The sequence below is a fragment of the Flavobacterium sp. 28YEA47A genome, assembly GCF_041262125.1.
GTDB lineage: Bacteria > Bacteroidota > Bacteroidia > Flavobacteriales > Flavobacteriaceae > Flavobacterium.
Genome location: NZ_JBGCCI010000002.1, coordinates 228,201 through 248,648 on the forward strand (window position 1 = coordinate 228,201; position 20,448 = coordinate 248,648).

19 protein-coding genes are annotated in these 20,448 nt (G+C 37.4%); 8 read left to right on the forward strand and 11 right to left on the reverse strand.

Going from position 1 to position 20,448, the window contains the following annotated elements; genetic code table 11:
* Window positions 1-8: 8 nt before the first annotated feature.
* The 11 genes from ABH942_RS03575 to ABH942_RS03625 all read right to left on the reverse strand — a co-directional run bounded on the left by ABH942_RS03575 (window position 9) and on the right by ABH942_RS03625 (window position 11,162).
* Complete coding sequence (locus ABH942_RS03575; protein ID WP_370029616.1) at window positions 9-1,907, reverse strand: phospholipase effector Tle1 domain-containing protein; 1,899 nt, start codon at window positions 1,905-1,907, stop codon at window positions 9-11.
* A gap of 39 nt (window positions 1,908-1,946) precedes the next feature.
* A complete protein-coding gene (locus ABH942_RS03580) occupies window positions 1,947-3,059 on the reverse strand; it encodes a DUF2931 family protein (RefSeq protein WP_370029617.1) in 1,113 nt (370 codons plus the stop codon).
* A 24-nt stretch (window positions 3,060-3,083) separates the two neighbouring features.
* The gene (locus tag ABH942_RS03585; protein WP_370029618.1) at window positions 3,084-4,892 is read right to left on the reverse strand and encodes a type VI secretion system Vgr family protein; all 1,809 of its coding nucleotides are present in this window, start codon (window positions 4,890-4,892) and stop codon (window positions 3,084-3,086) included.
* 26 nt (window positions 4,893-4,918) lie between these two features.
* Window positions 4,919-5,653 (reverse strand): tetratricopeptide repeat protein, encoded by a 735-nt coding sequence (locus ABH942_RS03590; protein ID WP_370029619.1) that lies wholly within the window; start codon window positions 5,651-5,653, stop codon window positions 4,919-4,921.
* A 12-nt stretch (window positions 5,654-5,665) separates the two neighbouring features.
* Window positions 5,666-6,241, reverse strand: coding sequence for a hypothetical protein (locus ABH942_RS03595; RefSeq protein ID WP_370029620.1), 576 nt, complete (start codon window positions 6,239-6,241; stop codon window positions 5,666-5,668).
* Complete coding sequence (locus ABH942_RS03600; RefSeq protein WP_370029621.1) at window positions 6,241-7,182, reverse strand: polymorphic toxin type 23 domain-containing protein; 942 nt, start codon at window positions 7,180-7,182, stop codon at window positions 6,241-6,243. The genes ABH942_RS03595 and ABH942_RS03600 overlap by 1 nt, the downstream gene beginning before the upstream one ends.
* 10 nt (window positions 7,183-7,192) lie before the next feature.
* Window positions 7,193-7,588 (reverse strand): type VI secretion system tube protein TssD, encoded by a 396-nt coding sequence (gene tssD / locus ABH942_RS03605; RefSeq protein WP_140001685.1) that lies wholly within the window; start codon window positions 7,586-7,588, stop codon window positions 7,193-7,195.
* Window positions 7,589-7,702: 114 nt separating this feature from the next.
* Window positions 7,703-8,089 (reverse strand): type VI secretion system tube protein TssD, encoded by a 387-nt coding sequence (gene tssD / locus ABH942_RS03610; RefSeq protein WP_370029622.1) that lies wholly within the window; start codon window positions 8,087-8,089, stop codon window positions 7,703-7,705.
* 196 nt (window positions 8,090-8,285) lie between these two features.
* A complete protein-coding gene (locus tag ABH942_RS03615; RefSeq protein ID WP_370029623.1) occupies window positions 8,286-9,653 on the reverse strand; it encodes a DUF5458 family protein in 1,368 nt (455 codons plus the stop codon).
* A gap of 7 nt (window positions 9,654-9,660) precedes the next feature.
* Window positions 9,661-10,125, reverse strand: a complete 465-nt coding sequence (locus ABH942_RS03620) for a hypothetical protein (protein ID WP_370029624.1) — start codon at window positions 10,123-10,125, stop codon at window positions 9,661-9,663.
* Window positions 10,126-10,169: 44 nt separating this feature from the next.
* Window positions 10,170-11,162, reverse strand: coding sequence for a PKD domain-containing protein (locus tag ABH942_RS03625; RefSeq protein WP_370029625.1), 993 nt, complete (start codon window positions 11,160-11,162; stop codon window positions 10,170-10,172).
* Window positions 11,163-11,564: 402 nt separating this feature from the next.
* Here ABH942_RS03625 and ABH942_RS03630 point away from each other — a divergent pair, with 402 nt between their 5' ends.
* The 8 genes from ABH942_RS03630 to ABH942_RS03665 are packed head-to-tail and all read left to right on the forward strand — an operon-like array spanning window position 11,565 to window position 20,416.
* Window positions 11,565-12,158, forward strand: a complete 594-nt coding sequence (locus ABH942_RS03630; RefSeq protein WP_370029626.1) for a C40 family peptidase — start codon at window positions 11,565-11,567, stop codon at window positions 12,156-12,158.
* A gap of 8 nt (window positions 12,159-12,166) precedes the next feature.
* Window positions 12,167-13,093: a hypothetical protein gene (locus tag ABH942_RS03635; protein ID WP_370029627.1), complete on the forward strand. Its 927-nt coding sequence runs from the start codon at window positions 12,167-12,169 to the stop codon at window positions 13,091-13,093.
* Entirely contained in the window at window positions 13,090-13,953 is an 864-nt protein-coding gene (locus ABH942_RS03640) for a TssN family type VI secretion system protein (RefSeq protein WP_370029628.1), read from the forward strand. The genes ABH942_RS03635 and ABH942_RS03640 overlap by 4 nt, the downstream gene beginning before the upstream one ends.
* 11 nt (window positions 13,954-13,964) lie before the next feature.
* A complete protein-coding gene (locus tag ABH942_RS03645; RefSeq protein WP_370029629.1) occupies window positions 13,965-15,149 on the forward strand; it encodes a hypothetical protein in 1,185 nt (394 codons plus the stop codon).
* A gap of 24 nt (window positions 15,150-15,173) precedes the next feature.
* Complete coding sequence (locus ABH942_RS03650; protein ID WP_370029630.1) at window positions 15,174-15,689, forward strand: type VI secretion system transmembrane protein TssO; 516 nt, start codon at window positions 15,174-15,176, stop codon at window positions 15,687-15,689.
* An 11-nt stretch (window positions 15,690-15,700) separates the two neighbouring features.
* On the forward strand, window positions 15,701-18,157 hold the full coding sequence (locus tag ABH942_RS03655; RefSeq protein WP_370029631.1) for an AAA family ATPase: 2,457 nt from the start codon (window positions 15,701-15,703) through the stop codon (window positions 18,155-18,157).
* Window positions 18,126-18,557 carry a GPW/gp25 family protein gene (locus ABH942_RS03660; protein ID WP_140001674.1) on the forward strand — a complete coding sequence of 144 codons (432 nt, stop codon included), beginning with the start codon at window positions 18,126-18,128 and terminating at the stop codon, window positions 18,555-18,557. Before ABH942_RS03655 ends, ABH942_RS03660 begins: the two co-directional genes overlap by 32 nt.
* Before the next feature lie 11 nt (window positions 18,558-18,568).
* On the forward strand, window positions 18,569-20,416 hold the full coding sequence (locus tag ABH942_RS03665; protein ID WP_370029632.1) for a hypothetical protein: 1,848 nt from the start codon (window positions 18,569-18,571) through the stop codon (window positions 20,414-20,416).
* The last annotated feature ends 32 nt before the right edge of the window (window positions 20,417-20,448 follow it).

A 20,448-nucleotide genomic window follows, 5' to 3' on the forward strand; every position in this document is an offset into this window, starting at 1 on the left:
TTGTACTCTTAATATTCGCCTCTAATTCTGTTTTTTGCCGGTTCCATACCAAACCAGTCTCTTGATGCCGACCAGTGGAAATACTGGTTTCGCAATTTTCTCAAGAGTGTTTGCGGATGATAGGCTGTTACCACAACTTCTTCTATGTTTATTACGTTTGGATCAGGATCCGGTTCCGGTTCTTTTCCTAATCCAATAGGCATGGTTGGCCAGTATTGCTTTTGTCCATCAAATCCAGTTGCATTTTGTTCCTGGTAGACTTTGCTTTTTTCCAGCTCTTCCAACAGGTTTTGCAGATTTTCTCTGTCGATTTTCTCCTGCTTCCTTTTTGCCAATTCTTCATCACTGACAAACTCCCATTCTGAAATCTCATCGTTCATATAGCCTTCCAGATAGGATTTCGCCTGTTTTAATATCTGATTACCCTCAACGCTGTACTGAATCGTAAGGTCATCAATCAGTGCGTTACTTTTTTCCTGCGTTTTCATAATGTCTTTGCCAAATTCTTCCATGAAATGCAATGGCAAATAGCTGTATTCTTTTCTGAGATATCGCGTTCCGCTCAGCTTTCTGTAAACCAATCCGCTTGTTAAAAAATTCCAGAACTTATTGTTTATTTCTATCTGGTCATCATGAAACCAACCTCCGGCAATTAATTCCTGCCTGTATTTTTCAAGCTGCCATAATGGTTTGTGGTTTGATGTTTCAATTTCATCTTTGTATTCTGTTTCATTTTCATAAGCGCCGCCTATATCGCAATGCACACCCGGAAGATTTTTTTCAATCGCCCTGTCCTTGATTTGCTTAATTCTCGTCAATGAGAAATTTTTCCGGTGTTCGTCTTTTGCCGTGAAATGCACCATTTTCTGGAAATAGCCCAGATTATTCAACTGCAATTCTTCTACGTCATCATCAAAGTGAGTGGAAAATACTTCTGTCGCGGCTTTCTTAAAAAAACCGTCATCCTTCAGTTCGCCATTGACATCGTATTCTCCCAATCTTCCTCCTCCTTCACCATAAGAAGAAACCGTATCATAAATTCCCACGAATCGTACTACAAGAGTAATGTCTTCCAGCTCTTCAGCGGTTATATCTGTATTTTTTAGGATGCTGTAACCCAAATGTCCCATTCTTGGCAGTTTTCCTTCAACCAAAACTTCTGAACTTATTTCAAGTCCATCTGCATCGCCAATGGTTCTTCTGTATTTTCTGACCGGCATTCCTTCAGAATACGGATCGATTGGATAATAGCCGTCCGGCATATTAAAAGGCTTAGGCTCATATTCTTTTTTGACATTTACTTCATGCACAAAATTTCTGGCAGAAGCGGCGCCACGGCTAAAACCAAAAGCATCGACAGTTATTTTTGTCAGAACTTTGTTCCTGTTATTGCCTTTCTTTTTTTCTTCATTAATTTTATTGGACATGATTTCGCAAGCCTTTCTTACTTTGGCTCTGACTCCGGTCAATCCTGCTCCAAATGCAAAACCGTCCTGGCTGTCTTTTTGCTTATCATCCGTACCCATACCTTCAACATAGATCCGGTATTCCTTGTCGCAATACTTCCACATTCGGGCTACGTTTGTGTAGTCGTTACTGTAGCTGTTATCGGTTCCCATCTTGTCCATATAGGTTCTGTGGGAACCGATTAAGTATTGTTCATATTCTGTAGGATTTGCAGGAACGCCCTTCTTCATCAGCTTTTTGTATGCCGCTTCGTCTCTTTTTACTGATTCAGAAATCTGATCATCCGTTAGATTTTCAACGCCACCGTTCCTGTATTTCCTTCTAAGTTCCGTGTTTGTCTTATTGTTCAAAGTTCCATCGATAAAGACGCCAAAAGTCATTTCCAGCTCTTCTTCAGGAGCTTTTGATTCACCAGTGTTATATACAAAACTCTTACCCATGGTCATTCTATTAATTATCGCAGTCCAAAAATTTTCAATCTATTTTTTACGAGATTTAAAAATATTGATGTTGTTTTCTTTTAATGGTATTGTCTTATCATCTGTTTTCAATGCAACAGCTATGTAGGTATTTGTCTTATTTACCGTAAGTACCAACGTTACTTTTGCATTTGGGTCACTTCCATAAATAACCGCAAATGCATTGAAAATTTCTTTTTCATTAAAATCGAGAGAACCGCCGTAAAGCTGTCCTTGCTGGTCGTTCCATCCCAGGCTCAATTGCTTTGGAATAGCTCTTTTGCTAAAGGCTTTTTCCGGAAGGTTTTCAGGAAAAATTTCATCCCGTTCTCCGTTAAATAAAGTATAGCTGAAATCAGCTGCTTTTCCGCCTTCGCCTACCACAAAATCAATTTTCCAATCGTACTGTTTTCTATAGGTATCCCATAACCCGAACGGAATTGGTTTGTTTTGATTTGCTTTCTGAACTTCCAGCGGTACAAAACTTTCTTTTGACATGATTCTCTTGACATTGGCTTCATCAAAAAGAAGTTTGTCATGGTCGTCGAGCTTGGCAATTTCCTCTTGCGGAATCGTAATTTTCTCTGCCTGATATCTGCCTATTTCAACTTGTTTCCCTGCTCCGGCCAGCCATACTACGGCTATTCCACCTGGTGCAAAACCTACAATTATGGTTCTATAATTTTCTTTTCTTCTGCCCCATTTTTTATTATTCTCTTCATAACCTTCCTTAAAGAACTTTACCAATTTATCATAGTCGATTTCAGTATCAATGTCATAGAAAATATTTTCTGCATAAGAAATCCAGGTCACATTGAGTCGGTTTGGAACCGGTTTCTCACCAGAACTCATTCCGCTCCCCAGTTCTCCCCAGTTTCCAGCATCAGGACCAAGACTTAAACTCACATAGCTGCCGTCTTTTGCCTCAAGTCCGCCTTTATAAACCTCAACCGGATATCCTAACGGACTATTGATGTTTTCTTCCCAGTAAAATTTTTCTACATTCATTGTTTTTGTACTATTGTCTTTAAGTGCTTTGTCTTTATTGTTTTTATCCGTGTTATTTTCTTTGCAGGAACTACTGCAGGCCAACAACAGCAATAAGAAGAAAAAATAGGGTTTCGCTAGTTTCATTTTTATGGTTTTGGCCTAAAAGAGTTATCCTTTATTTACTTTAGCATCTATAGCTCCCAGTACTTTGGCAACTCCGGCGCTTTGGAAAAATATGTCTCCCTGTTCTGCCTTATGCGTTGTAGTTCCGGTATTTTCTTTCAGATCTCCGCTAACTTTGACCGTCTTATTCTGGTCAATTGTCTCAAATGCTTCCTGAGCCTGGAGCTTGTCTTTTAATGTAACGTTGGTAGTCCTGTTTTCGCCAATATTTGTAATCATGTCCTTGCCAACAGAAATATTAAAGTTTTCGCCAATGGTAAATGTCATATTTTTAGGAGCATTTACATTGATATTTCCTTTTCCGTCCATTAACCAGGTATTGCCGCTCGGATCTTCAATAAAGACACTTCCTTCGGCATCATTCATAATCACTTTTGTACCCGATCGGGTTTGGATTACTTTTTTATCGTTTCCTGAAGTATGGTATTCGCTCAAAGCAGAACCGTTGTACATGGCTCCCAATACGAATGGTTTTTCTGCATTTCCGCCTTCAAAACCAACCAGGACTTCCTCTCCTACTTCCGGAATAAAATAAAATCCTTTTCCGCCTCCGGAATGCGGATTAGTCATACGAATCCAAGGTGTATTGGCTCCTGCATCTTTTTGCCACGCAAAAGCGACCTGAATCCTTCCAAGTCCGGCCGGATCATCGTTTGAAATTACAGTCGCCGGCTGGGACTCTGCAACCGGAAAACTGTGTACATTGCCATAAGGCGGCGAAATCACCGTATCAGGCACGGCATCAAATGTGTTATGATAATTTCCTGATTCATCGCAGATATGCATAATATCCGTAATAATATAGCTTCCGAAGTTTTGCTCTTGCAGTCCGTCTAAAAGATTTCCTGTCAGTGAAAATGCCGGTTCTTTAATGTCAATCACATCACCAATTCTTAATCCCGTTTCGTCAGAATCACCTTTTGCAGTTACCAAATCCGCAGTACGGGACTGCAATTGGGTCGTTACACGGTCTGTCAAATGGGTTTTTGAATTTCCTTCTTCTAAAGAATGGAAATACAGCATCGTTGATGAATTTGGAAATAGTTTTTTTGACGATTCGAATACGGATTTCGAGTAGCCTTCCGGCTGGTAATTTGCTTCAGAAGAGCTTGCCCTTTGGGTTTCTCCATTGGATGGATCATAACCCACATATTCAAATCCGAGAGACTTGGCACGCATTTCAATATTAAAGGAATGGAGCGATCTTCCGTATTCTAAAGTAAAGTTTTTAGATTTTGGTTTTCCGAATATCAGTTCTTCTCCGTTGAAGTAAAACCATTGTCCTTTTTTCTGTGCAATCCTGCATAAAAAAGAAAAATCGCTTTCTGAATATTGTACCGTATACGGCAAAGAGGCATCTTTTTGTACAGAAACGGCCGGTTTCAGGCTGTCCGCTGAATAATTGCCCGTCACTTCCTGAACGATGTCAGTAAGCGACTTGTCTGTATATGATTTTGTATTAGGTGTGCCTTCCAATAAAATAGTCGGACTAAAGCCATTGATGATTATACCACCGGAAGCTCCTGCTGTTCGAACCATCTGAGCCTCGGTAATAATACCGTTAAAGGTTAATGGAGAAGCCGTCATCATATTGGACGGATTGATTGTTATTTTTATGGCTTGACCAATATAACTTTGAGCCTTATCAATAGCCTGGCTTACAAATTCTTTAGGCAAAGGTTGCAGTAGTGAAAATCTGTGGTGCGTGTGCACTTTTTGGTCTATCACTAATTTTGAAAAACGGGTTAGTGTTTCTCCTGCTATTTCTATTTTTATCTGAGTACTGATTGGCATGACTCTACTTTTTTTAATAAACTATTTTATTCTTTCTTATCGGAAACCGTTTTGGGAATCGATTTTAGCTTTTCCTTCGCTCTAGCATAATCCGGCTGGATTTCCAATGCTTTTTTATAATCTGCAATTGCCTGTTCTTCTCTGCTTAATTCCAAATAAAAGTCTCCTCTGTTCGTCAGTATCTGAGCACTTGGAGGTGCTGCATTTAGAGCCTGTTCATAAGCTTTCAGGGCTTCATTCTGCTGATTCAGTTCTCTGAATAAAGATGCTTTAAAATTATAGCCAATGCTCCAATTTGGATAGGCCGAATTGAGCTTTTCTATTGTTTTTAGCGCTTCTTCAATTTTGTTATTTTCCGCCAAAGCTGTTGCTTTGTTTATATAAAACCATTTGTTACCGGGATTTATAGCCAAAGCTTCATCAAAAAGCAATACAGCTTCATCATATTTTGCTTCTTTGGTTTTCAGCTTCCCGATAAAATTTTTGATATCGGCATTTTTCGGATATTTTTGATCCATTTCAATAGCCAATTCCAATGCTTTTTGGGCATTATTTTCACGAATAGCCTGGCTGACTTTCTTATTTAAGTCCTGTATTTCCTGAGGAAAGGTTTTTATCCTTGCAGAAAGTTCAGTATTCTCTGCTTTCATTTCCTGCATATAGGCGTTGTCAAGATCGGAAACAACATATTTTTTTTCTTGACCATATAATTGCATAGCCAAGAAAAAAAATAGGAATATGTATTTTTCTCTAATCTTCATCTTATTATCTGATTACCATCCGGGCTTCAGATTCTGTAGTCCTGATTTTTCCAAAGGCATAAAAACATAGGTTGCTTTATAATTGTCTGTGAAATGCTTGTCGTTAAACTTTCCTTTTCCGTCAATAGTTTCACTAACAATTACCAATTTACCACTCTCTACATAACCATAGCTATATACTTCCACATCACGAGGCACAGTGATACGTTCTATCACAATCTTATTGCCTTGCAGACGATAGTATCCTTCAAGATGTGTCATAAATCGAGCCTTGTTGGTTGAAGCAATATGTTTCTCAACACTTTCAAGATAGTCTTGCCCGGTTTTTATTTTCTTGTCTAAATCAACAGTAAGATTTGCCTGTCCGGTATTGTAAAATTTATAGAAAATATGCTCGTCAGCCTTTCGCTCTCCCGTGTCTTTACTCCAGATTGATTCCAGAACGTAAACTCCATCTGTACGCAAAAGCACATCCGAAGCAAGGGTGAAATTTTCCTCAAACAAATGGTAGTCTTTCTTGACATACGTTTTTTTGGAGCAGGAAAAAAAGAGAGGCAGTAAAAGCATCATCCATAAATTACTTTTCATTAAAATCCTGTATTAATATTAGGTCCTGTCTGTACTTCCCAATAATTTGGTCTTTCAGACGGGATCAGGTGAAAATTTATAAATCGGTGAATCAAATCTTGCGAGTACATATGACCTTGCCCAATTCCATTGATCCCTATACTACCTTGAGGCGTTCTTGCATGAAAAGAAGTCCTTCCCTGGTTTAGGTCAAATGAATGTGCATTAGGATTCCATCCAACTCCTCCTCTTTTGGCATTTAAAAACTCCTGACCTACTTCAGTAGCTGATGTTGGCGTATAATTAAATGCTTTGTCTTTGAATTTTTCGAATCCGCTGCTTCCAAGGTGTCTCTGCTCAAAATCGGCAAGACTTCTTTTAGCAGCTTCCGAATCAGTAACACTTTCAGAATCGGTGTCGGCTGTAAAAACATCACTAGCAATAATCATCTGATAATTGCTTCTGTTGTTTCCTAAAATTACTTTTCCGCCTCCGGTCCACCAACGATCGTGTCCATCGGCAATTCCGATTTTCTTAAACCCGCCAAAGTCATTGTAAAACTGGAAACCGAAATCTCCGGCTCTTAATTGTACAAAACCCACTTGCTGATTTCTGTCGTTATTATTCAAGATTAGGCTGGTTCCAACTGTTCCAGAATATTTATAAGTATCTTCCATTCCTGTTCCGCTATCCATATGTAACGGATAAACGGACATAGGTGTAGTATTACCTGCGCCGACTGTTAGTTTTCCGGTCATGACGACATCAAAATTCATGGCATTGCTGCCTGAAAGTGCCCCCATGCCTCCATTATAGGCATTGATGGCAATATTAATACCGGGATCAACCGGGCCAAATCTTCTGCTAACGCCGACACCAGCCGTACCGCTAAAATACGATTTTGGGCCACCGCCGAAATGCCAACTCAACCCTACAAAAAATTTAGTATTAAGTTCGTCCATACGATTTATTTTAGAATTTCAACGGCCAGTTTCTGGCAAATTGAGAACCGTTCATATTGATTTCTTTTGCTGAAATCACGATTTCAATTCTCATGGACATCGTATTATAGGCAACAAAAGCCTCATCATAACGAATGCAATAGGCTTCTTTGAATTGAAGCTCACGCATTTTTGATATGGCGTCACGCCTATAAAAAGTGAGTTTACCGTTTTTAGTCTGGGAATTGCTTACCATCCAATCAAACAGCATGGTGCTCTTTGTAGATTCTACAACGATTCGGATTTTTCCGCCGGCAGGATCAGCAGACGGCTTTCCGCTTTTATCTGTATCTTGACCAAGAGTGCATTGAAATTCCAAGACATTCAATACCTCTCCGTCAATTTCAAGCTTTGCTAAAAATGACATAAGTAGATAGATTTAAATAATTAAAAAAACTGCAAATAGTACGATATAATGATAAAGGGAATGTAACAACACAGACCCTTCATCATTAAAAACTTGAAAGTAATTCTAATTGAATTAAACCCATTCATTAACGTGCTCACCGCCACCCATAGAAATTTCTTTTGCAGAAATTGTAAAGGTTTCAGTTAAAGGATTTCCATCCTGAGCATTGAAAGACTCTCTGTATTTTACCAGATATCCTTCTTTGAAGTTCATTTCTTTAAGTTTAGCGTCAGTATCACGCTTAACATACTGGATTGATCCGTCTTTTCTTTCGAAGTTATTGGTCATCCATTCGAAAAAGAATGAATCTCCAGTTGATTCGACAGTTAAATTGATTGTTCCCCCGCGTGTAACAGAAGATGGGCGACCACTAGCATCTACTTCTTGATGCAAATCATACGAAGCGTTCAAAATGTTTAATTCCTTTCCGCCAACTTTTAGTTTTGATTTGAATGACATAATAAAAAAATTTAAAGATTAAAATTTATTAATTGTGATAGAAGTTGGGGGATTTTTCTATTCTACTATTCTGATTTTCAGTTACTCTAAGATATTAATTTTTTAAGTTACTTGCAATTAATTTGAGGTTAAATTATCAAGAAATTAAAGGAAACACGCTCTTTTTTAACATTATAAAACGGTTGTAATCTATTTCTTATTTTGATTCGGCATATTCAGTATCCCAATCATTACCATCGTCTCCTTTTTGACCATCCATTTTGATAAGGAAGTTTTTAGCCGGGAAATAAGGTTTCAATCGGATATCCAAAAAGATCCTGTCTTTCTGATTTGGATCTTGCTCAAATCGCTTGATTTCAAAATCTTCGATAAGTTTATCTGGTCCTGCAACATTGTCTAAGAATTTGACAATCTGATTTAGGATTTCTTTTCTTGTTTTGGCATTAAAGTTCTCAAAAGCTCTTCTGTTTAAAAAGTCCATCAGCACTTTAGTCACATAATCAAAAACCCGGACAACGGAATAGGTTTGTAAACCAAGGTTGTCACCGTTGAAAAGTGTTTTGCCTGAAAAAGCCATAACTTTTCCATATTCATTAACCATTGGAATCAATCCTAAATTTTCAAGATTGGCGATTTCGCTTTTCTTTAGATCGAATTTTACTCCGTCAACTTCGTTGATTCCTCCGTATTTCTTACCAGCAGTTACCTGAGACATCAATGTGTTGTATACTTTTCCTGCCAATGCAGTCGATGGCGGAATAAATAAATGGTCTTCTTCTTCAATTTCATCGTGTTTTCCACGACCTACCAGCCAGTTACACGCCATCATTACATTAGAACGATAGGTATCACCACCGGTTAAGTTTGCTGATTCGAACATTTCCATAACATCATCCGGTTCATCCAAATGTTGGAAATCTGTAATCAGCATTACTTTATTATCATAAGCAATTTTTGCCCATTTTTCAATAACCTTATTAGAACCCAAATAACCCGGAATTACCAAAAGCGAGTAGTTTTGGCGTAAATCCAGACGGTCAAATCCGTTTACTAATTCTTCCTGGATATTGTCGATAAAGCGAGAATTGTCAAGATCTTTTAATTGATCTAGTTCTGCGTTCATGATCGCCACATTCTTGACTTTGCTTTCTTCAGTATTTTTATAGAAAAGGGAGAGTGTTCTGTAGTTTTCTTCTAATTCTTTTGATTCTGCAACCGCAATAGCAAGGTTTTTCTTTAGTGTTTGTTCAGCAACATCTGATTTTTTAGCACTTTCAGAAACCAAATCCAACAGATTGTCTGTTGTCTTTAATGATTCTGCCCATAACTTAAGCACTGTTTTTAGTGCCTGGCGTTCTGCTTTTTTGCTGCTTTCGCTTAAGAAAATATTTTTACGTGCTTTACGCTCAGGATTTAAATTCTGTACGCCTTCAATAGCGCCTTCCAATAAATCGAAGCCTCCATACTGTATAAAGGATTCAACATTTTGTTCAAGAGTTCTGGTTGAACGTTCCTGATTTGCCAATGTTGTATTTGTTGCTTTCGTGTTTTCTTGATTTGCCATGGCTTAATTATTTATCAGATTGTTCAATTTCTTTTATTAATGCCTCGATTGTCTCAATAATTGACTGTCTGGCTTCGGGATCTTGAAGCGCTAATTTTAAAACCTTGTTGGTTTTTAGCTGCTTGATCATTTTTTGATACTGCTCGTTCTTAGTTTTTAAGTCTGTCAAAAACGGACTTTGCCCGGTCAGACCACTAATCGAAAAGTCTCCGATATTTTTAAATCCTAATTCTTCACGAGTAACCTTACCGTCTTCATCTTCAAAAGCCACATTGATTTTTGGATCAAAGTGTTCAAAAACCTCATCCATATTTTTTAAACCTGTAACGATTTCCGGACGCACAGGCGTATTAGGCGTTAATTTTTGGGCTATTAAAGTTTTATTTTGTGGGATTTCGAGAATGCTTTCCTGACCTTCCTGTCTGACTTCGTTACCCCCGATTCCATAACTGTTTGAAAATGAATTTGCCATGCTGTCTAGTATTAAATATTAATTTATTGTATAGAGAAAGAGCTTTAAAAAATTGTTCTGTATCTGTAGTTCAAGTTGATGACGGTCACGCAGCCATCCTGGTCTTTTTGCAATTCGATTTTTTTGATGTTGATATTTCTGTCACGGATTGCTTCATCCAGTTCTTTCAGGGAAATCGTCTTTCCGTTACGCAGCTTGACTAGTGGTAAATCATCATCGCAGAAATAACGTTTTACATTATCAAAAGAAAGTTTGTCCTCGCAAATACCCATTAATATGGCCTTAAACTTTTCCTCATTAATGCCCGCAATTTCAGCACTGCGCTTTGGTGCTTCTGGCAATTGCTTGAAATAATCGCCTACGATATCGGCTCTCGAACTGCTTCTTCTTGCAAGCCTTTCAGAAACAACATCTTTGCTTTCTTTTTTGGCAGGCAATACGGTTATTTTTTTCTGCTTTACATATTTAATATCGCCATTTACAACCAGCGATACTATTTTTTCACCAGGCATCCTGTATACATAGGTAGGATTCCTGTCAATTGCATCAATCTTGATTCCGTCCCCAAATCTCCATTCCCATGATTTAGCATGTGCAGTAGAATCTTTGAATTGCACTTGTTCGCCTTCATAAACTACTGTAGGAGCGAAGAATTTAGGCAATAGGCTTTCATCAATCACATCATTCTTTGGAAGAATGGTAATCGTCTTTTCAATCGTACAGCTATTGTCTACCAAAAGCTTTATGGTGTATTTTCCTGGCTTAGAAAATGAGTGCGCTACTTTTGAACGATACGAAATTTTACTTCCGTCGCCAAAGTACCATCTCCATTCATAGGAGTTAGGTGTAATATCTGAAAAAGTGATTAGCTCTCCTGCTTTAAAAGTAGGAGCATCGATTTTGAACTCCTTTACGGTGCAAATCGCTTTGTTATTTATTTTAAAGGCCAGCAGCCCACAAGACGTGACAAAAATTATAAAGAAGAACAGTATAATTTTTCCATCAAAATGGGTCTTTATTTGATTACTCTTATTCATTTTATAATATTAATTATAAATTGCTGGGGGCGATAAATAAGCGAAATTTGTCTTATTCCAAATTTATAAAAATTTCCTTTGGTTTTTCATGTTAAAATACTTTATCAAAAAAATTATTGTTAAAGTCACAATGATTTAACATACCTTTAAACCGTCAATGCTTGATTTTCCTGCATTCCTAATTAATGATAATATTTTGTTAAATTCACTTTGTCTAAATGTTAATTGTGATTTTTATGGGTAAAAAGTATTAATTTAACATCATAGAAATGGAATTTAAATCCTAAATGTATAAATTAGTTCCCAAAATTTTTATATTTAGATAATCAGCTTCCCCCTTCAAAAGCTCAATAAATTTTTATCTATCTAGTTAAGAGTTTCAGAACTAAAACGCCATTTAATATGTTTAAAAAGTTTATTTTTTTAAGCCTTGTGAGTGTAAGTTTTGTCTCTTGCCTGCCCAAAAAAGACTTTGTCATTACCGATGATTTTGTTAAATCGCAAGCTGGAAACAATAGAAAAAACTCAAATGCAAAATATTCCTATAATACTGCTTTAAGTGATGAAGAGCGAAAGTATTTTGCGAAAAAATTAGAAGTAAGTGAAACCGAAATAATAAACGAGAAACTATACATTTTTATTAAAAGCTGGGAAGGCACGAAATATATTTATGGGGGCGAAACGCGAACTGGTATCGATTGCTCAGCTTTGATGCAGGAGCTTTATTCGCATGTATACAAAAAAGACCTTCCTAGAACTGCTGCAGAAATGAGCATGGACAACAGGATTGAATTGTTTAAGTCAGACGAAAAATTACGGGAGGGCGATTTGGTCTTCTTCAGGATTACTGAGGAAAAAATAATCTCGCACGTTGGAATTTATCTCAAGAACAATAAGTTTTTTTCAGCTAACCAAGTCGGAGGTGTCGAAATCTCAAGCTTAAAAAAAGCATATTGGAAAAAAAATTTCGTGGCCGCAGGCAGATTTAAACAATAATTTTAGCTATGACAAAAAATCGATTTTTTGTAGAAAATCACAGAAACTTGACTCCTTTTGATCTAAAGGCCGAGCTGTTATTTGATGCACTTCTGAAAAACAAAACGGACGATTTGGATATCGTCCTGAAAGCGAATGGCGTTTTTTACAGAAAATTCAGCAAGGATACGATGAATATTACAACTGATGTAAATGATTCGGATATCCTGCACATCAATACCAGCCGTGACGGTTTTTATGACATATTACCGGAAAGCATCACGCATAATTATAGAAATCGCGATCAGCGGAATGATCCTTCTCAAGAATTTAAGATTCGCAAAAAGGAAGAGAAAGAAGCACGCCATTTCTATAATCCGTTGGAAAATGAGCTATTCCGGTTTCGCCATCAGATCGAAAGACATGAATCTGATTTTTTCTCCAAATTAAGCACCAACGGAATTGCGGATATCATTCGCATGATTTTAGGCGTCGAAAAAAACATTCCGGATGTGCTGACCGTAAAAATGTTCTATGCTCTTATGAAGCTGAAAGGCAACTCAGGACAAAACGTTTCTGATGTCAGCAAAATGCTCGAAAAAATATTGGGTGAAGAAGTCACTTACACTTCTAAAAATATCCAATTAGAGAATGGCCATGACATTGAGGAAAATTCAGGCGAAATGATTATGGGCATTACGACTACTTTACAAAGCAACCAGGAAATCTTTCTGAAAAAATACAATTTCATTGTGGGCCCATTAAAAAATCCGGATAACCTTCCCGATTATTTTGACGACCACGTATTAGAGAATTTTTTGACAACGTTCTTTAACCTTTTCCTTCCTTTTCAAATGCAGTACTCTTTTGAAATTCAACTGAATTCAGAAGACGAACTTTTTGCAATGGATGATACGATTTATAAATCAAGACTCGGAATATCAACAGTAATATGAGAAAATATCTAAACCACATCGGCGGAACCGAAACTTTAGTCTATATCTTTTTAGCCATTGCAATTGCGATGATTATCAGCATGTTTATTGGTATGAAAACACCAAAATTCAGGCAGGAGAAAAAAAGCTATTTTATTTATATTCTCTGCCAGGGATTAATCTTCCTGATTTTTGGAGCCATATTATTCAATTTAAAAGACACAACAGTAAATATTCGCTTTATTTCGTTTCAGGTATATTTATTAATTGCCGGAACTATCCACCTGACATTTTTCCATTTGTATTTCAAGCAATTTGATGCCAAGGAGATTTATAAGGAAATTTTTATTGCTCTAGTAACGGGAATTTTCATGGAAGCCTTCGCTATTATGTTGATCGGGCATTTCCAGGAACTGCCTTATATGTATTATTACTTAGGAGCCATGCTCTTTTTCCTGATTCCGACACTTTGTTTCTGTCTTTTCAGAACTGCCATTTCAATTCCCGCAAAACTTCATAAAAGATGGTTCTATCCGGTGAATTCAAAATATCCGGCACCACAAATTTCTGAAATGAGAAATATAATTATCGTAAATTTAGTATTTACGAAAAAGGCAAACGACTCAACGATTATCAATTTTAAAGTAAAAGCACCTCGCGCCTTTGACTTTGGAAAACTGTTTTATTATTTCATAAACGATTACAATGAGAAGAATCCTAACAGCCAGGTCCGCTTTTTGGACGATAAAAACCAACCGTATGGATGGTATTTCTACACCAAACCAAAATGGTTCAGCTCATCCGATTACATAGACCCCGAACAAGCAATAGACACTAACAACATTAAAGACGGAGCAACGATAATTTGTCAACGAATATAATTTCATTAGTTATGGCTGAAAATATAAAACACTTTCCGGTAAACTGGATCGATGGAATGAAGATAAACAAAAACCATTTCATCACTTTACAGGACAACATTGAAGATTTGGTTCGAGATGCGCGCAATCTGGGCGTAAATGAGCTGAATTATGGCTTATTGTCGACACATCTGTCAAGACCGTTCCAGTATTCAATTTCCATCGATGCTCACAACGAACTAAGCGTTAGCATTAAACTTCTCAAGGCAGTAACTCCAGGTGGAGGAAGAATTGAGATTACCGATTATACCGGAGAATTTAACGAGAAAATCGAATTGAAAGATTTCGACCTTAAAGAAAACAATTACTTTCTTTTACTGAATGTCGATCCTTTCCAAAGAATACCAACAGGAGAGCAAAACATGGAGGAAGTGCCACCGCGTTTCCCAAATGCCATGTCGCGTTATTTCCTGACAAGCGTTATTGAAAGCGAAGTCAACCAAAACAATATTGGTGCTTTGCAATTTCCTTTGGCTAAATTCAAGACTTCGGCAAACAACTATGAGATCCTGACAGATTTTATTCCGCCAAGTCTTACGATTAACAGCCATCCTACCCTGATTACCTTATTTGAAAACTACGAATCTTTCTTCAAGCAGTTGGAGTTCAATTCGGTTCAGATTTCCCAAAAAATCAGATTTAGGAATAGCACCGAAGATGAAAACCTGATAGCCAATATGGTTTTTGAAGCCTGCGAAAAGATTTTGAGTTATGTAGCCCAAAATATTACACGAAGCAAATGGGTAAATTTCTCCATGAAACCGATGGAAGTATTAGAAAACACGGTTAGTCTGGCACGAATTATCAAAAACAGTTTTGATTCGTTTTCGGGAGACGGAAAAGAAATGCTTTTCAACTATTTCTCAGAATGGACAGAAATTTCCAGCGGTGATTACGAAAGGTTATTTTCAGAAACCATAAACACGAAATACAGGGCTTATGACATTGAGCCAACCGTAAACCAGGTCAATACTTTTATTTCAAAAATCGACTATCTGTTTACTATTTTAAACCAGCTCGATTATATCGGCAAAAAACGCGACACGGGAATCTTTGTCAACGAAAATATCGTCAGAAACGAAAAGCCAAGTTTCTTCGGAAATAGTGACAAGGACAACAATGCTCCAAATTCATCGCCAACCTTTTTAGCAGAATAAACCAACCCAAAATCGACACCAAAAATGGATATCTTAAATAGAAAAGAACGAACTTCCGCATTCCTATTGTTCCTTTTGATGTTTATCATCACAACCGGAGTATTGTTTTTTGCGATATTTTTCAATTACAAACTGCCGTTGAAGGAAAATGAAGTTCTTAAAAGTGAAAATGACAGGATTCTGACCGAGTTTAACTTCCAAAAGCAATTTTCAGACAGGCTTGAGCATATTGGCGTTTTGATTGATTCATTGGACAAGGCTCCTGAAAGCTTCCAGTTTATTGAGCAGAACATCAGCTTTGAGTTAGTTGACCTAAAAGAAAAAATCCCTGCTGATTCTGATCAGGGTTTAAAACTATATGACAATGTCATCCTGACAATTAACGATTTGGTCAAAACCAAGAAATTGCTGTTGCAAGTCAATGATTCTAAAAAAGAAATCGATTTGCTTAATAAGCAATTAAAAGAGTATGAAGAAGAAAATAAAGAATTGCTACGCGATCTGAGATTGACACAGCAATTGAACAGAAGGACGAACTAAATCAGAAAATCATGGTCACAGAAGATATTTTGCAGGCAATTCATATTGCAAAACAATATGCGAAGGATAATTTCAACCAAAAGTATGCTCCTGCCCATTTACTAAAGGCGCTTTTGAATCCGCAATTCAATTTCATGAGAGAACTTGACGCCAAAGGAATCGATGTGTTCTATTTGGATGAATGGGCCGATATCCGAATCAGCGAATATCCAAAATCTTCAAAACCAAGCGATGATCCGGCTCCGGACAGTGGCATGAATGCCGTGCTATCAGAAGCAGAAGATATTGCAAAGAAGACTGGCGATGAAATCAGCTTTGTTCCCATCCTAAAAGCGTTGGTTACTCCGGGCGTGGGATTTTCACACGACCAACTAAAATCATTGCCGTTGACTCCTTCTGATCTTTCATCAATGTTTGATTCAGGAACTGCAAAACCGCAAAACAACTCTGAAAAAATAAAAACCGGCCCTACAGGAAGTTCTACCTTAGACAAATACTGTACGGATAAAATAAAACATCTTAAGTCCAGGCAATCTATTCCGATGATTGGGCGTGACGAAGAGCTAAAAACAATTACAGAAATATTAAACCGAAAACTGAAGCCTCACGTTATCGTAATTGGGGAATCTGGTGTTGGAAAATCGACACTTATTGAAGGTTTTTGCCATAAAATTGGCGACAAGTCTATTTTGGCAGCCTTTAATAATGCGAATGTTTTTGAAATCAATATTGGGCCTTTATTCGCCGGCGCATCCTACAAAGGCGAAGTAGAAGACCGTTTGCAAAAAATTTTCAACGAGGTAAAAGGCTATGAAAAACCGATACTTTTTATAGACGATATCCACGAACTGTTTGATTCCAATCAAGGTAATGGAATTGGCAGTATTATCAAATCGGAGCTTTCTAAAGGAGACATCACTTTTATAGGCGCTACAACCACAGAAAAATTCAGAAAATCGCTTGGCAAGGACGATGCACTTTCCAGACGTTTTGAAACTTTGGAAATTCACGAACCTAATCAGGAATTGGCTTTGCGAATGATTAAAAATGTGATCTCACATTATCAGACACACCATGATTTTAGCATCGATGAAGAAGGACTAAAAGAATCGATCCGACTTTCAAAACGCTATCTGAAAGAAAAATCACTTCCGGATTCTGCACTCGACTTGATTGACAGAACGATGTCGTCTTTAAAAGTCGCTAAAGAAACCATCAAGAAAGAACTACCGGAATTAAAAAAACAGCTTTCGGCTATCAATGATATCATTGAAGAAATTGAAAAAGAAGAAAAGATAGTCTGGCTTCATTCCGATATCCAGAATAAAACCGGAAAGCTATTTAGTGAAGACGAGGATACTTTCTCTTCTGTAGCCAGCGAAAAGAAAATAGCACATCTGGAAAGTCTGTTAGAAAGCCTGGAGCGTTTGAATGAAGAAGAAAACATTGTTTCAGCATCACATCTGTCGCACGTAGTTTCCGGAATTACCGGAATTCCGGCTGGAAAAGTAAAATCAGACGAACGCGAACGATTGCTCGATATAGAAAATACTCTAAAGAAAAGAGTTATTGGTCAGGATCATGCTGTAAAGGTAGTTTCCGATGCTATTTTGGAATCCCGTTCCGGACTGACAAAACCGGGGCAGCCAATAGGTTCCTTTTTCTTTTTGGGACCAACAGGAACCGGAAAAACAGAATTGGCAAAATCGTTGGCTGATTTCCTTTTTGGCGATGAGAATGCCATTATCCGATTGGATATGTCAGAGTTTAAAGAAGAACATTCAGCTGCGCTTTTATATGGAGCGCCTCCGGGATATGTAGGTTATGAAGAAGGCGGACTTCTTGTCAACAAGATCAGACAGAAACCCTATTCTATCGTTTTATTCGATGAAATTGAAAAAGCCCATAAATCGGTTTTTGATGTGTTTTTACAGATACTTGACGAAGGAAAACTCCACGACCGTTTAGGTAAAGAAGGTGATTTTTCGAACTCGGTTATTCTTTTTACGTCCAACATAGGTTCTGATTTTATCGTAAAATCGTTTGAAAAAGACATTATTCCAAAATCAAACGACCTTATCCAGTTAATGACAGGCTATTTCAGACCAGAGTTTTTGGGCCGTCTTACAGAAATCATTCCGTTTGCGCCTATCAGCAAAAAAAGCGTTTCAAGAATTTTCGATATTCACTTAAAGAAAGAGCTTTTGCAGCTTTTGGAAAAACTAGACATTACGCTGCATATAGACGAAAAAGACAAAGAGCAGATTGCCCTGATGGGTTTCACGCCAGAATATGGCGCACGACCAATTAAAGGTACCATCCGCAACCAGCTAAAAAGACCATTATCGCGCATGATTATTTCCAATGAAATCAAAAAAGGCGATTCGTTGAAAGTCACGCTGAATGAAGAAGGAGAGATTAAATTTACGATAGAACATGAAAGACCTATATTACAAGATTCCAATTGATTTCAAACGGCTGTCCAGCGGTGAAGATATCCGGAAAGTCACTATCGAAGAATCTCTGGCGCAATATATCTCTCTGATTATCACAACGATTTTTGGAGAATATAAATATGACGACGATTTTGGCACCATTATCTGGGAAACCGATTTCAATCTGTTGTCTAATGCCAACCAGCTGAAAGACATGATTAAGGAATCTGTTCATGAAAAGGTAAAACAATATGAAAAGCGACTGACTGTTACAGATGTAACGCTTGGCGTGAGTGAAGATACTGTAAGCTATGAGACCAATATTCGCGTAAAAAAACGCCTTGACATTGTAGTTTATGGAGTTATCAAAAAAACAAACCAGCCTTATTATTACAAGAGTTCTTATTTTCTAGCGCCGTTTTCATTTAAATAAAAGCATCATCAATGAATTCATTATCAAAAGACCAGATTAAAGACCGACTACTCAAACGTGCTGCCAAACAATGGGGCTATTCTGATGTGGAATTGGAAAATGTCTTTGACCCTATCGTCAATTTGCTTTTTGATGTTTGCGCCAAAGAATTGGAAAAAATTTCCAACGAAATCTTCTCCAGCCGCAGAAGGATTACGGAACGATTAGTAGATATACTTACGCCTACCGCATCAGCAAAAGCAACACCGGCAAGGGCGATTGTAAGAGCCTATCCGGTAGAAAACGAAGTAACGCTGAACGATTACCATCAGTTTTACTTCCAGAAAAAAGAAGCAAATCCATACAATCCGACAGAAAATATAATCAAGAACTATTTTTTCGGGCCAACAAAACCCGTAAAGCTGAACCGTAACAAGCTGAATTATGTAATCCTGCCTAACGGAGTACAGCAGATTGTGAAAGAACAATTCAGGGAAACTGTCAGCAGCAACAATTATATCAAACCGGCTCCACACGGAACCATCTGGCTTGGGCTAAAACATCAAGGCGATGGAATCATCAAGGATCTGATGTTTTATTTTTACCTGAAAAACATCCATAACCGGAATACGTTTTTTCACTTCCTGCCACGAGCGAAATGGTTTCTTAATGACCATGAACTACAGACCGTACAAGGATATAATAATGACGAAAAATATTCTAATAATCACGGAGAACTGATTCAAGAAGAATTTTATCATATTGAACGGACGCAAGAACACACTAACGATTATTTCCGAAAGAATTTTATCACCATAAAAGACATTATTAATATTGGTGACAACCATGCGTTGCCTGCTGAATTGAGTAATTTTATCCCTGCTGAAGACCTGAAACTTTTGGCTGATGAAAAGCTAATTTGGATTCGTATTGAGTTTCCTAATGTCATTGGAAAAGATATTCTTTCTGAAATCTTTTGTGCCAACAACTGTTTTCCTGTTATCAACAAAAAGTTGAATGAGGTACAAGGGAATATCAAAAACCTCCTGAATATTTATCCGCTGAACCTGAACGAAGAATTTTTCCTTGAACTTTTCTCGGTTACAGATGATAAAAACAATGAATTTGATGTTATCAAAAACGATGATGAAAAAGGTGATAATGACTATGCCTATCTCCGTTTTGGAGGCATTGCCCGTTTTGATGAAAGAAATGCAACCGAAGAAATAAATTACCTTATCGATTTGATTCGGGATGAAGCCGCAGCATTTTCCAGACTAGGACATGACTTTACGGATAACAACCTGAAAGAAATCAACCAGATTATTTCACGTTTCAGAAATAAGATGTCACAAGTGGGCATGCAAAACATCAATAATCCGTATCTGATACTGAATACTACCAGCAACTCCAATAAAGGAACCCTGTTTGCCAAATATTGGACAACCAATGGTGAAAGTGCAAATAAAATAAATACTTTTTCAAGATTGGTAGCTCATAAAGGCTCTGATTTCGAAAGAGACAATATTATGTTTCTGTCAACTACCCAAGGAGGAAAAGATGAACTTTCGAATTCGGAGAAAATTTATGCCTATCGTGAAAACCTGGTATCTAACCAAAGAGTTGTGACGCGTCAGGACATCATTATCCTTTGCAAAAATCATTTTGGCGATGCCATTACTAAAGTAGATGTAAAAAACGGCATACAGACCAGCCTTGACAGCAATGTAGGCTATACGCCAACCATTGATATTTATCTCGAGAGGAAAGACAAAGATTACTATAATGAAGAAGAATGGTATTTCCTGAGTGAAGATTTAAAATTGATGATTGAAAACAGGGCAATAAACATAGTTCCTTTCAGAATTATCTATTCTTAATGTTGGATATCTTTCTTTTTTGTTATTTTTAT

What these genes read in the sequence shown, in the direction of transcription:
- ABH942_RS03585 (WP_370029618.1), bottom strand. Translation starts at nt 4,892, where the DNA reads ATGCCAATCAGTACTCAGATAAAAATAGAAATAGCAGGAGAAACACTA.
- ABH942_RS03650 (WP_370029630.1), top strand. Translation starts at nt 15,174, where the DNA reads ATGGATATCTTAAATAGAAAAGAACGAACTTCCGCATTCCTATTGTTC.
- ABH942_RS03620 (WP_370029624.1), bottom strand. Translation starts at nt 10,125, where the DNA reads ATGGCAAATTCATTTTCAAACAGTTATGGAATCGGGGGTAACGAAGTC.
- ABH942_RS03665 (WP_370029632.1), top strand. Translation starts at nt 18,569, where the DNA reads ATGAATTCATTATCAAAAGACCAGATTAAAGACCGACTACTCAAACGT.
- ABH942_RS03600 (WP_370029621.1), bottom strand. Translation starts at nt 7,182, where the DNA reads ATGGACGAACTTAATACTAAATTTTTTGTAGGGTTGAGTTGGCATTTC.
- tssD (WP_140001685.1), bottom strand. Translation starts at nt 7,588, where the DNA reads ATGTCATTTTTAGCAAAGCTTGAAATTGACGGAGAGGTATTGAATGTC.
- ABH942_RS03580 (WP_370029617.1), bottom strand. Translation starts at nt 3,059, where the DNA reads ATGAAACTAGCGAAACCCTATTTTTTCTTCTTATTGCTGTTGTTGGCC.
- ABH942_RS03625 (WP_370029625.1), bottom strand. Translation starts at nt 11,162, where the DNA reads ATGAATAAGAGTAATCAAATAAAGACCCATTTTGATGGAAAAATTATA.
- ABH942_RS03595 (WP_370029620.1), bottom strand. Translation starts at nt 6,241, where the DNA reads ATGAAAAGTAATTTATGGATGATGCTTTTACTGCCTCTCTTTTTTTCC.
- ABH942_RS03635 (WP_370029627.1), top strand. Translation starts at nt 12,167, where the DNA reads ATGACAAAAAATCGATTTTTTGTAGAAAATCACAGAAACTTGACTCCT.
- tssD (WP_370029622.1), bottom strand. Translation starts at nt 8,089, where the DNA reads ATGTCATTCAAATCAAAACTAAAAGTTGGCGGAAAGGAATTAAACATT.
- ABH942_RS03655 (WP_370029631.1), top strand. Translation starts at nt 15,701, where the DNA reads ATGGTCACAGAAGATATTTTGCAGGCAATTCATATTGCAAAACAATAT.
- ABH942_RS03590 (WP_370029619.1), bottom strand. Translation starts at nt 5,653, where the DNA reads ATGAAGATTAGAGAAAAATACATATTCCTATTTTTTTTCTTGGCTATG.
- ABH942_RS03640 (WP_370029628.1), top strand. Translation starts at nt 13,090, where the DNA reads ATGAGAAAATATCTAAACCACATCGGCGGAACCGAAACTTTAGTCTAT.
- ABH942_RS03660 (WP_140001674.1), top strand. Translation starts at nt 18,126, where the DNA reads ATGAAAGACCTATATTACAAGATTCCAATTGATTTCAAACGGCTGTCC.
- ABH942_RS03615 (WP_370029623.1), bottom strand. Translation starts at nt 9,653, where the DNA reads ATGGCAAATCAAGAAAACACGAAAGCAACAAATACAACATTGGCAAAT.
- ABH942_RS03630 (WP_370029626.1), top strand. Translation starts at nt 11,565, where the DNA reads ATGTTTAAAAAGTTTATTTTTTTAAGCCTTGTGAGTGTAAGTTTTGTC.
- ABH942_RS03645 (WP_370029629.1), top strand. Translation starts at nt 13,965, where the DNA reads ATGGCTGAAAATATAAAACACTTTCCGGTAAACTGGATCGATGGAATG.
- ABH942_RS03575 (WP_370029616.1), bottom strand. Translation starts at nt 1,907, where the DNA reads ATGGGTAAGAGTTTTGTATATAACACTGGTGAATCAAAAGCTCCTGAA.